Raw genomic sequence first — 15,412 nt, forward strand, 5'->3', positions numbered from 1 at the left:
ACAAACTTTTTCTAAGTTACAAAATTACACTAATTCTAGTGAAGACTGAAAATTTGCCTTTGGAGTCGAAATATGAATGCTCACAAGATAGAAGTCGTTTTAACTGAAGATGGAACTTTGACACTACGCGGTTTACCCTTTCATGCCGGAGATGCTGTGGAAGTGATTATTCTGGAAACGAAAACTCCACACCACCAAGCAGCGCCAAAACCTAAATTTGAGACAAATCCAAATCTATTACACAACACACAGCCATACCGTTATGACGATCCAACAGAACCCGTCGCCCTAGAGGACTGGGAAGTTTTGCAATGATTGTACTTGATACTCATATTTGGGTTTGGTGGGTTCAGAACGATTCACGACTGACTAAGCAACAGCGACAATGGTTACAAGATTACAAGTCTGATGGTTTAGGAATCAGCATTCTTTCTTGTTGGGAAGTAGCCAAATTGATAGAAAAAAAAAGACTAGTTTTACCTTTGGCTATTGACAAATGGCTAGAAGCTGCTTTGAGTTATCCAGGAGTACAACTATTAGATTTATCTGTGCCGATAATCATTGACTCAACTCAATTAAACGGCTTCCATAGCGACCCATTTGACCAACTTATTGTGGCTACAGCCAGATTTTATGATTGTCCTTTGTTAACTTCAGATACCAAGATTATTAACTACTCTGGTGTGAAAACACTGAAGTAGATTTAGATCGCTATTTGTTACTTTTAGAGTTTCTTTACAAACTTTTTCTCAGATTATGGCGAATTGGTCAGATTCTTATCTTGGCAAGTTACGACAAATTGTAGGCGATCGCCTACTTCTATTATTTGGGGCACGCGTGATTATCGAGGATAATTTGGGGCGCGTTTTATTGCAAAAGCGGAGTGATTTCAAACTTTGGGGGCTACCTGGTGGCTGTCCAGAAGTAGGTGAATCTGCCGAAGACTGTTCAGCACGAGAGGTTTTTGAAGAAACTGGTTTAACGGTTAAGCGTTTTGCAGCTGTGGGATTTTCTTCTAACCCATCCTTTGAAGCTGTAACTTATCCTAACGGCGATCGCGTCCAAAATTTCATTTTAATTTTGCGAGCCGTTGAATGGTCAGGTAGTCTCGCTTGCTTAGATGGAGAATCGCTGGCGCTGGAATTTTTTGATTTGGCTGACTTACCGACGTTAATGCCAAACGATCGCCCTGTTTTGGAAAAGTTTCAAGAATACAAAAAAAGCGGCGAATTTCTGATGTTCTAAAGCATTTTTTCTAAAAACTGCTTGGCGCGCTCGCAGCGAGGATTTTGGAAAAACTCGCTAGGAGTAGTATCTTCAGCTAAACTTCCCCGATCGAGAAACATAATCCGATTGGCAACTTCTTTGGCAAAGCCCATTTCATGAGTAACGATCGCCATTGTCATTCCAGATAGTGCTAAAGCTTTCATCACTTCCAGCACATCTTTGACCATTTCGGGATCTAGTGCAGAGGTGGGTTCATCAAATAAAATCATCTCAGGTTCCATTGCTAATGCACGGGCGATCGCTACTCGCTGTTTCTGTCCCCCAGATAGTTTAGATGGATACACAGACACTTTTGATTCTAAACCTACCTTCTTCAGCAATTCTAAGCCATGTTCTGCTGCTTTTTGCTTGTTTACTCCTTTCACCTTTATGGGCGCGTAGGTGACATTTTCCAGCACATTCATGTGGGGAAACAAATTAAAATGTTGAAATACCATCACCAAATGCTGGCGTACTTTCGCAATGTTGGCCTTGGGATTGGTAATTTCTTGGTCGTGAAAGTAGATTCTGCCTCTGGTGGGTTGTTCCAACAAGTTTATGCATCGCAGAAAGGTAGACTTACCTGAACCAGAAGGGCCTAATATGGCAACCACTTCCCCTTGGTAAAACTCAGTGGAAATATCTTTGAGTACGTCGAGATTGCCAAAGGATTTAGATAAGAATTCCGTGCGAATGACTACATTACTCACTTTCTCGTAACCTCCTTTCTAAAGCGGATGCACCCAAAGTCATACCCATTACCAAAACATAGTAGATTAACCCTGCAAATAGCAGTGGTTCAAAATAAATATATTTGTTTGCACCAACGATTTGAGCGCTGCGTAATATTTCCACCACCCCAATCGTTGACACCAGCGCGGAATCTTTGAGTAGTCCAATAGTTTCATTTACCAATGCGGGGAGAATGTTCTTCAATGCTTGGGGCAAAATCACATCCCACATCATCAACCAATAGGGAACACCCATAGACATCGCCGCTTCACTTTGTCCTTTATCCACCGCTTGAATTCCACCCCTGATGGTTTCCGACATATAAGCGCCAGAATTCAGGGTAAAAGTTAGCACCCCAGCCTCCAATGCAGAAATATCATAGCCTGTAAGCTGGGGTGTTGCGTAGTAAACCAACGCCAACTGTAATAGCAAAGGTGTACCTCGAAAAACAGAGGTGTAGGCGTTCGCAACCCAGGTAAGCGGCTTGATGCCGAGAATTTTTAACAGAGACAGGATTGTTCCCCAAATTAACCCCAAGGTTACAGATAATAGCGTGAACAACAAAGTTAATGGGATTCCCCGCAGAATAAAGGGAATGTCGGGAAGAATTCTGGTGAAGTCGAGATTCAATCCGCCTTTAGCAGGAGTTGAAGATGCAGAATTGGCGGCGGTATTCTGTGAAAACCACTTGGTTACTAGTTTAGGCAATGTGCCATCGTCCTTCATTTGTTGAAGGACTTTGTTAAACGGTTCTACAAAAGAAGAACCTTTGGGAAAAGCGATCGCCGATCCACTTGCCTCTTCCGAGGGAATAGTATTAAATTCTAAATCTGGGTTAGCTTGGGCAAATCCCTTAGCGACGGTATCCTCAACAATTGCGGCATCAATTCGCCCAGATTTGATTTCCTGAACTACTTCCGGCACTTTATTGAGTTGCTTTAGCTGAATACCTGCAACTTTTTTAGCAATTTTTTGAGCATTTTGTTCTTGTATCGTTCCTAGTTGCACCCCAACTTTTTTTCCTGATAAATCTTGAGGTTGCTTCAGATTGCTACCTTTAGGAGCGACAATGGTATCTTTGGCTTCGTAATAAATAATTGAAAAATCAATATTTTTTTGACGTTCTGGAGTTGGAGTCATCCCAGCCATGACAAAATCAGCGCGATTTGCTTGAAGTGCAGGGATTAATCCATTAAAATCGGATTCCATTATTTGAAGTTTAAACCCTAGTTTTTCAGCAAGGGTTTTGGCAATATCTATATCAAAGCCAACAATTTGGCGATCGCCTCCTTTTGTATCATAAAACTCATAAGGAGGATAATCTGGGGAAGTAATCATCGTCAGCGTGTCTTTCCCTAAAGGTGAGGCAGCTTTTAGAGAATTACTATGTCCGATGATGATGCTGATTCCTACTGCTGCTACAACCAGTATCGTTAATAGACTTCTTGCAAAAGTCGGGAAAAGGGTAAGGGGAAAGGGGGAAAGGTTTGTTATTTTCCCTTTCCCCTTTAACCTTTTCCCTTTTCCCACCTCTTGCAAAAAGAACTTTTGCAAGAGGTCTAATAGCCATCCTTTTTTTTTCTTCATAAAATATTCCGCACCTTAAACTGCTACATCAATCGAGCAAATAATACCTGTGATATCATGACCGCTAAATGGCTATGGTGTACACACAAATTTTCTAAATATTTCCCCACTTCTTGCTCTGCAATGCCATTGCATCGACTTGTTATGCCATTGCATCGGCTTGTTATGCCATTGCATCGGCTTGTTATGTCATTGCATCGGCTTGTTATGTCATTGCATCGGCTTGTTATGCCATTGCATCGACTTGTTATGCCAATGCATCGACTTACAAGCCCTAATTAATGCATGGTAAAGTCTCTGCTTAGGGAACTCCAATAAATTATTCAATCTTGTGGGGTGGGCAACATGAGCGCCCAATTCACAGGGGACGGGCAAGATGCCATTGGTGTCAACTTAACGTGAAAGCCAGCCGAGAACAAGCTTTTAGATATTGTCTCGGTTGTCTCGTTCCCAGTCTCCGACTGGGGATGTTCGTCGTTGAGGCTCTGCCTCAAGACTTGCGGCAGAGCCGCTTTTGAGTTGCATTTCCAGCCAGAGGCTGGAAACGAGGTTTGAAAGGGAGTTTGAGCTTAAATTGACACCACTGGCAAGATGTTTATCCCACAAGAAATATTGTGATATTTTATTACTTGGAAGTCCCTTAATCCCATGAAAACTTCGGGACTGTCAAATTCTGACTTTAGTCGCTTCCAGCAGCTTAACGCTGGCATAAATTGCATCAATATAAGGTGTGGGAATTTGAGTAAGTTTTCCCAATTCTGCCACCGCGCCAACGATCGCATCTATCTCCGTAGCGCGTCCGGCTTCAATATCTTGTAACATTGAGGTTTTGTGTGCGCCAACGTTTTCTGCGCCATTAATTCGCTGTTCTAAAGTGATGCCAAATTTTATACCTAAGTTTTCTGCGATCGCTTGAGTTTCACTCATCATTTGTCGCGCTAGTTCGCGGGTGAGGGGATAGCGGCAAATATCCTCTAGAGTCGCACCAGTTAAGGCACTGATGGGATTAAATGCCACATTTCCCCACAACTTGATCCAAATTTCCGTGCGAATTTGATTGCGGATTGGTGCTTTGAATCCTGCCTGTTTTAAAGTTTGTGCCAATAATTGGATGCGATCGCTTTTACTACCGTTGATTTCACCCAGAGTAAAGCGATCGCCTTCAATATGTTTAATTACACCTGGTTCAATTATCTCAGTTGCCGGGTAAACAACACAACCGATGGCGCGTTCAGCACCGATACTAGTTTCAATAATCCCATCTGGATCGACAGATTGAATCCGCGTACCTTCAAACTCACCGCCATGCTGACGAAAGTACCACCAAGGAACGCCATTTTGGGCTGTCACCACCATTGTTTGAGCATCGTAGAGTGCTGGGAGAAAAGGTGCGATCGCGGCTACACTGTGAGCCTTCACAGTTAAAATTACTACATCTTGCGCCCCTGCTGACTGGATATCGCTAGTTGCCAGAAATGGAGTAGCAATTTGGCTAGAACCATCTGCCATAAGTAACTTCAGCCCATTTTTTTGAATTGCCTCCAAATGAGAACCACGCGCGATTAATGTCACCTCTTCACCTACCAGTGCCAATTTCGCCCCTAAATATCCACCAATCGCACCCGCGCCAACAATACAGATTTTCATTTGTTCAAAAGAATTATTAAGTCGTGGAATACGGTATCCAGTCGCTTTTACCCTCAGCAAAAAGCGGGGTGAGATTTATAGAAAGTGGTATTATCTGAATTAATTATCTATCAATGTTTGCGGTACTGTACTTCGTGGTTGAATTCATCTTGGTTAGACTCAATATTTTTAAAAAATGTCGATCTGACAAACCCTAGATTCTGTAGTAAGGCAATAGAACGGTGATTTTTTACATCAACGTCAGCACTAAAATCAAGATTTTTGTATGTCTCAACTAAATAATTAATCATACACTTCACCGCTTCGAGCGCATAACCTTTTCCCCAGAAATTAGGGAAAAATACATATCCAAGCGTTGCACTATTATCTATAGTAATTGTTGCTTGAACATATCCAACGTAGCATTTCTCCACAATAGACCAGACAGCCCAGTTCAACCAAATCTCCGTTCCATCCGGTGATTGACGACGTGCCAAAACCACGTAGCGATCGCGAAGCAATTGAACGCTTTGTGGCGGCACATCTTCAATAAACTTGTATATACTAGCACTCTGTAATCCATTAAAAAGCAGTTCGGCATGATATGGTTCTAGTGGTTCTAAACAGAGTCGTTGAGAGTACATTTTCATTTGCGATCTAGACCGAATACCTTCGACTAGCTTACCTTCAACATCAATCTGTGAATGTAACAGTACCCGATATTGATTAACCCTCAAACAGCTACGCTTTGCAGCGCTGACAGCAGGTCTTGATAAACAGATTTTGAGGCAGCTACAATCAATCCAGGCATACTATAATTTTGACAAGTATGCAGTGGCGGTAAAGTCGAACCGTCCAGAGTAGTTACAATCCAGCCAGCCTCTTTTGCAATAAAAGCGAGTGCAGCACTATCAAGAAATTTGCCCGATTTAATCGCTGCTCCACTCAAATCGCCACTGAGAATACCATTGAGATTGGGAATTTGAATATCACTAGAGTAATCATTCGCTATATCGATTACTTTATATCGATCTTTTAATAAATGTGCGATGGAATTCATTCCCCATCCCAATAAAATAGAAGGTTTGGCGGATGTTATATCTAATGGGGCACAGGCTTCTAAGTTCATGTCTAGCGTGCCTTTAAAAGCACCTTCACCTCGAAGGGCGTAAAAATAAACGTTTTGGGCAGGAGAAATGGCAATTACTGCTTCAAAGTCATCCGCATTTAGAATACTGAGAATAATTTGGTAATTAGAATGTCCATCCATATAAAACTTCGTACCATCAATCGGGTCAAGTGTTACTAAGTAATCACCTTCTGAACCGAGTTCGATAGCGCGAAAATATTTGGTATTATTAGAACTTTCATATTCTTCACCATAAAAGCGAATATCTGGAAAAGTTCCTAGTAATACTACTTCTACTAGATTTTGAATAGCCACATCTGCATCAGTAAGGGCGGCACTAAAAAAGTTGTTTGCTTGTTCTTTGGCAGGAAGTGCAGCAATTTTTGGTTGTAGAAAATGGGCATAGGCTGCTGCTACTTTCAGATGGGGAAGTAAAGTCTCTAAAATTAATCGAGTAGTTGGTGTTGTGGACATTGCAGCAAACTCCTTTTAGAAATAGTCTATCGTCAGCAGGCGATAGAATTCTATATCTAGACAAAATTACGGTATCATTTGGATGCAATGATACCACCGTTGCTATATTACTTTAATCTGTATGTTTCAATGAACCATAGAAAAATCGCAAGTTTTCTAGTAAATTTAAGAGTCTAAGACCGAACGTCAACACTTAGTACAGTATTTCATTAATTAATCGCGAATTAAATTTGACCATACCCTACAATGCTAATGCGGCAGCTGCATTGTTAATGCATCGGCTTGCATTGTTAATGGATCGGCGGCCTTGTTAATGCATCGGCTTGCATTGTTAATGGATCGGCGGCCTTGTTAATGCGGTGGCTTGCATTGTTAATGCGGTGGCTTACATTGTTAATGCGGTGGCTTGCATTGTTAAGGGAACTCCAAGAAATAAATTATCCAATATTGTGGGGTGAGCATCTTGCCATTGGTGTCAACTTAACGTGAAAGTCAGCCTATAACCAGCTTTTAGATATTGTCTCGTTCCCAGTCTCCGACTGGGAATGCCGTCAAGGAGGCTCCGCCTCCCTTGCTGGCGGCAGAGCCGCCAAGAGCAACATTTCCAGCCTCTAGGCTGGAAACGAGATTTGAAAAGGCTTTTTAACTTAAGTTGACACCAATGGCATCTTGGCCGCCACATAAACGCGTAGCAAGATCCCTATAAGGGTACAATTTTGAATTGTTATTGATGGTTTTAGGAAACTTTTTCGAGTTTCTTCTGAGTAAATTTGGATAGATTGTGGCCTTTGAGTACTGAAAATGTGCCAAGAGTACCAAGAATGAGTAAGCTCAGGATAGAAGTAGGTTCAGGAACAGTGACTATAGTTGCAGAAAAACTAATAGGTAACTCACTATCTTCTAATCCTAAATTTTCAAAACCTGGTATGATTGGCGGCGCAGAAAATACCTCTAAATAACCTGGTGTCGGCAAAAAACTCGCAAAAAATGGACTAGAATAGTTTCCTCCCGAAGTGGAATACCCAAAACCATCACCTGTTAACTGCTGAGTATTAAGACTAATTAAATTATCAACATTAAAAGGTTCGTTTCCTGGGATCGGAGTCCCAGCGGGTTGCAAACCAGTAATTGTTTCACCATTTCGCGTACCAGTAATTCCAGTAATTAAGTAAAAACCCAAATCATTAGGGGTGTCATTAGTGGTGAAAGTACCATTCGCCTCTATGCCAGTACCAGAATAATTCCAACTCCAACTTAAAGCAGAAGCAGATGGCATTGTCCCGAAAACTAATCCAGATGTGGTGACGAGGGCTATGGCAGATAGAGTTAGATTTTTCATGGAAGTCGTTACTGCGATCGCGGATCTTGTAGAAGGCTCCCGTGTATTATACGGAAGGAAAGATAGTATTATCAATCTTGGCTATTTCCTTAGCAGCGATTGCATAACCACGCCAAAGCAGCATCAACATTACTAACCTGCTCCCCTGGCGGGATCGCTGGACGATTTACCATCACAACCTTTACGCCGAGTTCTCGCGCTGCAATTATCTTGGGCTTTGTGGCATCGCCACCGCTATTTTTGCTGACGATGGTATCAATGTTATTCTGAATCAGAATTTGTCTTTCATTATTGAGAGTAAAAGGGCCGCGATCGCACAATACGATCCCCGGCGGTACTAAAGCATCATCGCTAGGAGGGTCAATCATCCGCATCAAAAACCAAATTTTCTCCAAATGAGCAAAAGCGGCGAGTTCCTGTTTACCAACTGTCAAAAACACTCGCTCTGACTGATTTTGCAGCGCGGTTGCTGCGGCTGCAACGCTGTCAACTTCAATCCAGCGATCGCCACTTTCTTTTTCCCAAGGCGGACGGATTAACATCAAACGGGGGACTCCAACTTCCGTTGCTGCATCTGCCGCATTGCAGGAAATCTGACTAGCAAAAGGATGGGTTGCATCAATTAATAAGTCGATTTGCATGACTCGCAGATAGCTAGCCAATCCAGCCACACCGCCGAAGCCTCCAACCCGTAAATCGCCCAGCGGTACTGACGGTTCGCGGGTGCGGCCAGCTAGAGAGGTGATTACTTCTAACCCTTGGATAGTCGTAACTTTGGCAGCTAATTCTGCTGCATCACCCGTCCCACCCAGAATCAAAACGCGCATCATTAAGATAAAGGTGGAATTTTTGCTAAAATCCCCTTTTTCATCGCTTCTGGACGTTCTGACCAAGGCAGCAAACCATCTGCTTTAGCATAGTATTGACTAGCACATTCCAATACCGCAGACGCACTCCCATCAACGGCTAAATCACCAAATAAATATGTTAATTTGCCTTTGGCACTAAAGGCAACTACACAAGAACGATTACAAGCACTCATGCATTCAACTTCCTGAATCGGGAATCGATCTCGTAACTCCCAATCTTGTGCCAGCTGCTGAAGTTGGTGTAAAAGTTTTTCACCACCACTTTCACCTAAGCGTTTTCCATTTTGCCAAACACTGGCACAGGTTTTGCAAACAAATAAAGTATGTTCAGCAACTTCCATTGGACTGGTTGGGGAAATATTTACAGTCGTAGTCATCTGTACCTCGCAGATATGTGAAACTAATAAATCTATTTCGGCGGGCATCCTGACTCACTCAATTTGAGATTTTCGATTTAGTTCCTGAATCTCAAATTAGTTCACAGTTGCGGGGGGACAGTGCCGGATTTGCACCGAACTTTCCCCGTTACCTCTGGTGGCTGACTCCCACCAGAACCGAATAACCTTATCGATCATACACTAGGGTTATCGGAGAATACGAAACAGCAAACTTTGCGCTCACGCTCAAACTGGACGACAACTAGATAAAATACTGTGCATCTTGACTACTTTAACGTGAGTCTCCAACGGAGGCGCACCTGCGGGAAGGGCGAAAGAAACAAGTCAAATCCTCTTCCCCTCTAACTTCTGCCTCCTGCCTCCTGCCTTGTTTCTTAGGAGTTCGATGAACTTCTCCCGGACAACCTCCCTCTCCCACAGGCAAAGGGAGGAGCTACGAAAGATTAGGGTTTTGGCTCCCCTCTCCGTCTCGGAGAGGGGTTGGGGGAGAGGTCAAAAAAGGGCTTGTCGAACTCACGTTACTTTAACTGTATCAGTTAGAACTTAAGGGGTGGACATCTACAATTTTGAGCGAACAACACAAAGCATCGCCGTATTCTGTACCTAATAAATCAAGCCAAGGTAGAGAACTAGATGTAAGTTGATGAGGCAGTATGTTGCTTTATTGTTGTAACATTTTCAACAGAACCTCTGGGCTGTCCATTTTATCCATGACAACCTCAATAAAAGCAAGTTGGTCATGGTTTTGTTGAGCTGTTTGTAATGCTTTGTCTAACTGGGATTCGGTACTAACTTTAATTGCCCAGGCATTGCCAGCGAAAACTTCAGGAAGCTGATGATAATTCCAAGGTTGAATGTCGTTATAGGGCATACGTTCACCGTGAATATCACGCTCTATAGTATATCCATCATTGTTGAGTAAAAAAATAATCGGTTTTAGATTATAGCGTAAGATGGTTGAAAGTTCTTGTGCAGTCATTTGGAAAGACCCGTCACCAACTAGTAGGATAGAGCGACGTTGTGATGCAGCGATACCTGCGGTGGGCTTCGCCAACGCACAACCAAGTAATGAACCAACAGAGTAACCAATCGATCCCCAAAGTACTTGCCCAACGAAAGTAGCTCCTTTTGGTAAAGGAACGGTAGAAGCGCCAAACAAACAAGTTCCAGTCTCGGCAACAATAATGTCATCTTCTTGGAGAAAATGAGCAAATCTATACCAAAAATGTTGCTGCGAAATCGGTGCCGAAGAGTCGCCAACGATAGGCTCTATAAAACCAGGATCTAAATTCTCTGTTGCTGATTTGAAGTAAAGCGTTTGAGGATCGCGGTGCTGCAACCGTTGGCTTAAAGCAGAAAGCACATCTGCCATAGCGACATTGTTGTATAAAGCATGTTTAACTTTTACATACTCCCCATGCACTTCAATAGTTTGGCTGGGATCGAGTTTGGCAGAAAACTTGCCTGTGTTGAAATCAGTCATCAAAGCACCGATAGTTAAAACACAATCTGCCTGCTCAATACGTTTTCTAACAGATTCCTCACTGGCAGCACCATTATATATGCCGATGAATTGGGGGTGGCTTTCTTCTAGCAATCCTTTGCCCATGTTCATCGTGGCATAAGGGTATCCGGTAGCTGTTAGCAGTTCTCGCAATTGTTCGTGCAAGTGATAACGAGCTACACCAATATCAGCAATAATCACAGGTTGGGAAGCTTTTTCCAGTATATTTACACAGACATCAACTATTTCTGCTATTGTAGCGCCATCACTCTGAAATACAGGGGGTATAAACAAATCAGATGGTGCAGAAACCTCTGTGAGAGCAACATCCATAGGTATGGAAATATAAACAGGTAATTTCTTCAGCAAACAGATACCTAAAACTCTGTCAATTTCCGTTGTTGCATTTTCCTTTGTTAAATATGCTTGAGCCACCGTTACCTGTTGATACATTCGGGCAAAGATTGAAAAATCACCAGTACCAAACGTATGATGGACAAGTGAACCAAGAGCTTGAATTTTAGTTGCAGGAGCACCAGTAATCGCTACAACCGGAACGTGTTCAGCATAAGCGCCAGCGACACCATTAATAGCACTGAGTTCACCAACACCAAAGGTAGTTACTAATGCCGCAACACCATTAATCCGACCATAACCATCGGCAGCATAAGATGCGTTAAGTTCGTTGCAAGTAGGAATTAACTCGATGCCATCGTGGTTAACAATATAGTCGAGAAATTCCATATTATAGTCTCCAGCAACGCCAAAGATATGCTTGATGCCGATTTGCTCCAGACGAAGCAATAAATAGTCGCTAACAGTAAACTTTGCCATTGTCCAAGCCCAAATTTTACCCCTTTAGAGTATGAAAACTTTAACTTAGATGCGTATCTCTGAAGTAAGAATAGGATTGTGACTTTTGCCGTTCAGCTTAAAAACTGAGCATAATCATAGACGTTTATCTAAGAAGAACTTCTACCGGAAGGTTAAAAATCAAGATAAATAGTTATTTCTAAAGAATTAAAAGTATTTCTTGTAAGTGGTTCTTGAGAAAGATGTTTTCAAGACTAGGGTTTGGTGTCCTAGTTAATATGTACAATTTAGTTTGTTCATTTTTCAAATATAAAATTGATTTTTCTATTTAGCTCGATGAAAAAATAATACTAAATTAGCCGAAATAACGAGTACTTAGAAAATAGCCTAGTGTTGATAAAATTTTTGAAAATAATCTAGTGGGATTTTGTTCTATGAATTACCTCATTGCAGTTTTACCAAACAAATCAAAAGCAGAAGCAGCTTATTCTGCCTTAACAAATGATGGTTTATCTCCAAACCAAGTAGATATCTTGGGCAATGGTTATAAAAGTGCTGATGATTACAACCTGATTGATCCGAATCAACAAGCTCGTAAAGGAGCAAAGCGATTATTATACAGGACTTACGCAACTGGCACAAAAAGGGGGTAAGGTGCAGCCCTAGCCAGCGACAATTCAACTCAAACCAAGCACATAAGAATACTTGGGCGTTTTAGTTGCTGAATTAAATAATTAGAAAGCAAATTATGCTTGATTTGATAAATAGTTTGACCAGTTTGATAGGCTAAATTCTTTAATCTAATCCAAACCAACATTGCACAAGCAATATGATTTCTTTGAAGCCTAGCTTTACGACATTGACAAGATTCAATGCCTGTTAGTTGTTTAATCTCTCGGTGAAACTCCTCGATTTTCCAACGAATTTTACACACCTCTTGTACAACATCCGTGGAGCTTTGAGATAAATCGTTAGTGGCGATATAATCCGTTCTGTTGGTAGAAACAGTAACCCGGAATAGTTTCACTTTTTTCTTAGCTGGGAACCCTTTAATTTTAATTATCTTACCACAGTCTAGTTCTTCAGGACTCCATTCTAATAATTCAATACGTTTATATTTGTCTTGTCCAAATGTATCATCAACTAACCGATTATTTTTTAAAGGGCAATAATATATTTTCTCGATTGCATCAATATAAAGCATTAAACTATGTACGGCATACCATGTGTCCATCAAAACAGTATCGAATGGTAAAAGCTTATGATATACAAGGTTTTGCAGCATGTCTTTCACATGGTCTATCTTGGTTTTACCATCGACATCAGGATTAAAAATGCGGTAATCGATTACCCAAAATTTTTGAAGAGTAGGGTTGACATACACACAGCTAACTACACCAATACCTTTGAGGACACCATGTTCATTACCACTATATTGTTTTCTGACTGTTTCTATTTCTTTAGAATACCTTTTATCTAAAACGCTATCATCAAATATTATGTAACCATTAGCATCAGGTTCAATTACCTCTTTCACGTTATCCCATAATAACCGAGGTGTTAATTTTTCTCTGTTTAAATAATAGTTAATTGCATCATGGCTAATACTTTCTAAATGCTCTGCCAAATTAGTCATTGTATAATTAATCTGACTACTTAATAAGTATTGGCAGTAATCAAGCTTAGTAAATTTCATTACCGTAAGCAACATTTATCTAATACAACCTCTACCTATTTTCTCATGAATCTTTCATGCTTTGCCTCCAATACACCTGCCTCTATTACGAATACAAGGCTTTCGGAATTAAATTCAAATAATACTCATGTACTAGCTAGCGGCGATCGCTCTGTGCCAGTTGCGTAAGTCCTGTTATACTGGTTAGTACCTTTTGGGTTTATTGCTGGTTATGCCTTTAATTATCTAACTGGTATTGAAATCTTTGCGCTCGGTGATATTGGCAGCCATATTATTGGCGGAATTTTAGGAGCAGCTTCTGGTGTTTTAGGGGCTTATCTAGTAGGTGGTGGAGTTGGTCTTACCGTAGGTAGTGGTGATGCTTTGCCATATCGCAATCGTTTAAATGCAGGCAAGTATTTAATAGTGGTTAAAGGAACAGAGGAGCTAACCCGACGTGCTACGGGTATCTTACGCTCTTTTGAGCCGGAAAATATTCAAGGTTATGCAGAGCCAACTAGTGCTTAAAATAAATTGCTTTTGGCAATATACGCCAAGAATTAATTGTTAGCTCAAAGTCTAGAGGAATTAACAAATAGATGTCTACAGAGAATTTAACAAATTTATCATCCGTAACTTCTAATGGATTAGAATCCCTACAGTCTTATGGAAGTCAATCAGGTTGTTTACACGACCAGGATATACCTGAATTAGACTTATTTAGTCCACTAAAAATTCGAGATTTAATCTTGCCAAATCGCGTGGCAATGTCACCAATGTGTCAATATTCCGCAGAGAATGGAATAGCAAATGATTGGCACTTTGTTCACTTGGGGAGCAGGGCAGCTGGCGGTGTTGGTTTAATTATGGTGGAAGCAACAGCAGTAACATCCATTGGGCGAATTACACCTGGCGATCTCGGTCTTTGGGATGATACTCAGATTGAACCATTAGCACGTATTGTGCGCTTTGTTCGTCAACAAGGAGCGGTTGTAGGCATTCAATTGGCTCATGCTGGGCGAAAGGCAAGTAGTAATGTTCCTTGGCTAGGGGGTTCACCTTTAACACCCGAACAAGGCGCTTGGACTATAGTTGCACCAAGCTCAATTGGGTTTGATGCTAATAGTCCTGTTCCCATGTCCCTTGATGAGCGTGGTATTGAAGAAACCATTATCGCATTTGTGCAAGCAGCAGAGCGGGCGCTGCAAGCTGGTTTTCAAGTTATCGAAATCCACGCCGCTCATGGCTATCTATTGCATTCTTTTCTTTCACCGCTCAGTAATCAGCGAACAGACATTTACGGAGGTTCGTTAGAAAATAGAATACGTCTATTGCTAGAGGTGGCAAGACGGATACGAGATATTTTGCCTCAAGGTATGCCACTTTTTGTTCGCATCTCTGCTACTGATTGGGTAGAAGGCGGTTGGAATATTGAGCAATCAGTGATTCTATCTCGTGAACTAAAAGTATTAGGTGTTGATTTGATCGATGTTTCTACAGGCGGGTTAGTGCCTCAAGCGAAAATTCCTGTAGAGAAAGGTTATCAAGTGCCTTTTGCTGCCAAAATCAAGCAATCAGCTCAAATCAATACAGCAGCTGTAGGATTAATAAATAATGCTGAGTATGCCAATCAAATCATTACTCGTGGCTGTGCAGATTTAGTTCTCATCGGTCGAGAATTGTTGCGCGACCCATACTGGTCTATTCATGCTCAGTCTAGCTTGGATGAAACACCGAACTGGCCTGTACCTTATGGTTATGCAGTCAAACGTCAAAAACGTAAGTAGCTGTCGTAAACTTTATACACCATACAGCATACTTGAAAGAGAGACTAGGGGCTAATATCATGTCCGGTTAAAGACTTATCATTAAGACCGCAGGGGGCAGGGAGCAGGGGGCAGGGGGAAAGAGGTTTTCCTGGTTTTTGCACAGATGCAGGAATCATAACTAATTAGGCGGACATGATATAAGAACTAGTAGTTCGCTTTCCCCAAAATTCG

At 41.5% G+C, this 15,412-nt stretch carries 16 protein-coding genes, 1 pseudogene and 1 riboswitch; of the genes and pseudogenes, 7 read left to right on the forward strand and 10 right to left on the reverse strand.

The window, feature by feature from the left end:
* Positions 1-72 precede the first annotated feature (72 nt).
* The 3 genes from NSTCB13_RS03860 to NSTCB13_RS03870 are packed head-to-tail and all read left to right on the forward strand — an operon-like array spanning position 73 to position 1,245.
* Positions 73-315, forward strand: a complete 243-nt coding sequence (locus NSTCB13_RS03860; RefSeq protein WP_322697324.1) for a hypothetical protein — start codon at positions 73-75, stop codon at positions 313-315.
* Positions 312-701, forward strand: a complete 390-nt coding sequence (locus NSTCB13_RS03865; protein WP_445628434.1) for a type II toxin-antitoxin system VapC family toxin — start codon at positions 312-314, stop codon at positions 699-701. The genes NSTCB13_RS03860 and NSTCB13_RS03865 overlap by 4 nt, the downstream gene beginning before the upstream one ends.
* A 55-nt stretch (positions 702-756) precedes the next feature.
* Entirely contained in the window at positions 757-1,245 is a 489-nt protein-coding gene (locus NSTCB13_RS03870) for an NUDIX hydrolase (protein WP_448271391.1), read from the forward strand.
* Here NSTCB13_RS03870 and NSTCB13_RS03875 read toward each other — a convergent pair.
* The 9 genes from NSTCB13_RS03875 to NSTCB13_RS03915 form a co-directional block, all read right to left on the reverse strand.
* A complete protein-coding gene (locus tag NSTCB13_RS03875) occupies positions 1,242-1,976 on the reverse strand; it encodes an amino acid ABC transporter ATP-binding protein (protein WP_448271392.1) in 735 nt (244 codons plus the stop codon). The two genes, NSTCB13_RS03870 and NSTCB13_RS03875, sit on opposite strands and share 4 nt — an antisense overlap.
* A complete protein-coding gene (locus NSTCB13_RS03880) occupies positions 1,969-3,585 on the reverse strand; it encodes an ABC transporter permease subunit (RefSeq protein WP_448271393.1) in 1,617 nt (538 codons plus the stop codon). The genes NSTCB13_RS03875 and NSTCB13_RS03880 overlap by 8 nt, the downstream gene beginning before the upstream one ends.
* A gap of 666 nt (positions 3,586-4,251) precedes the next feature.
* Positions 4,252-5,232 carry a 2-dehydropantoate 2-reductase gene (locus NSTCB13_RS03885; RefSeq protein WP_448271394.1) on the reverse strand — a complete coding sequence of 327 codons (981 nt, stop codon included), beginning with the start codon at positions 5,230-5,232 and terminating at the stop codon, positions 4,252-4,254.
* 110 nt (positions 5,233-5,342) lie between these two features.
* Positions 5,343-5,861 (reverse strand): GNAT family N-acetyltransferase, encoded by a 519-nt coding sequence (locus NSTCB13_RS03890; RefSeq protein WP_448268705.1) that lies wholly within the window; start codon positions 5,859-5,861, stop codon positions 5,343-5,345.
* Positions 5,862-5,944: 83 nt separating this feature from the next.
* Positions 5,945-6,814 (reverse strand): inositol monophosphatase family protein, encoded by an 870-nt coding sequence (locus NSTCB13_RS03895; protein WP_445628442.1) that lies wholly within the window; start codon positions 6,812-6,814, stop codon positions 5,945-5,947.
* A gap of 736 nt (positions 6,815-7,550) precedes the next feature.
* A complete protein-coding gene (locus NSTCB13_RS03900) occupies positions 7,551-8,153 on the reverse strand; it encodes a PEP-CTERM sorting domain-containing protein (RefSeq protein ID WP_448268707.1) in 603 nt (200 codons plus the stop codon).
* Between the two features lie 89 nt (positions 8,154-8,242).
* Positions 8,243-8,980 carry a cobalt-precorrin-6A reductase gene (locus NSTCB13_RS03905; protein ID WP_448273116.1) on the reverse strand — a complete coding sequence of 246 codons (738 nt, stop codon included), beginning with the start codon at positions 8,978-8,980 and terminating at the stop codon, positions 8,243-8,245.
* Positions 8,981-8,982: 2 nt separating this feature from the next.
* The gene (locus NSTCB13_RS03910) at positions 8,983-9,399 is read right to left on the reverse strand and encodes a DUF1636 domain-containing protein (protein ID WP_445628444.1); all 417 of its coding nucleotides are present in this window, start codon (positions 9,397-9,399) and stop codon (positions 8,983-8,985) included.
* A gap of 22 nt (positions 9,400-9,421) precedes the next feature.
* Positions 9,422-9,596, reverse strand: a riboswitch (cobalamin riboswitch).
* Positions 9,597-10,081: 485 nt separating this feature from the next.
* Positions 10,082-11,758 (reverse strand): alpha-keto acid decarboxylase family protein, encoded by a 1,677-nt coding sequence (locus NSTCB13_RS03915; protein WP_445628445.1) that lies wholly within the window; start codon positions 11,756-11,758, stop codon positions 10,082-10,084.
* A gap of 413 nt (positions 11,759-12,171) precedes the next feature.
* On the opposite strand from NSTCB13_RS03915, the gene NSTCB13_RS03920 reads away from it, so the two are divergent.
* Positions 12,172-12,390: a hypothetical protein gene (locus NSTCB13_RS03920; protein WP_448271395.1), complete on the forward strand. Its 219-nt coding sequence runs from the start codon at positions 12,172-12,174 to the stop codon at positions 12,388-12,390.
* A gap of 29 nt (positions 12,391-12,419) precedes the next feature.
* On the opposite strand, the gene NSTCB13_RS03925 is transcribed toward NSTCB13_RS03920, so the two are convergent.
* On the reverse strand, positions 12,420-13,433 hold the full coding sequence (locus tag NSTCB13_RS03925) for an IS701 family transposase (RefSeq protein WP_448271396.1): 1,014 nt from the start codon (positions 13,431-13,433) through the stop codon (positions 12,420-12,422).
* Between NSTCB13_RS03925 and NSTCB13_RS03930 the strand changes: the two genes are divergently transcribed.
* The 3 genes and pseudogenes from NSTCB13_RS03930 (at position 13,404) to NSTCB13_RS03940 (ending at position 15,199) form a co-directional block, all read left to right on the forward strand.
* A complete protein-coding gene (locus NSTCB13_RS03930) occupies positions 13,404-13,601 on the forward strand; it encodes a hypothetical protein (RefSeq protein ID WP_448273232.1) in 198 nt (65 codons plus the stop codon). The two genes, NSTCB13_RS03925 and NSTCB13_RS03930, sit on opposite strands and share 30 nt — an antisense overlap.
* 3 nt (positions 13,602-13,604) lie before the next feature.
* A pseudogene (locus NSTCB13_RS03935) lies at positions 13,605-13,940 on the forward strand (hypothetical protein); the annotation flags it as partial.
* A gap of 71 nt (positions 13,941-14,011) precedes the next feature.
* On the forward strand, positions 14,012-15,199 hold the full coding sequence (locus NSTCB13_RS03940) for an NADH:flavin oxidoreductase/NADH oxidase (protein WP_448271397.1): 1,188 nt from the start codon (positions 14,012-14,014) through the stop codon (positions 15,197-15,199).
* Positions 15,200-15,412 lie beyond the last annotated feature (213 nt).

The sequence above is a fragment of the Nostoc sp. DSM 114160 genome (assembly GCF_053470305.1).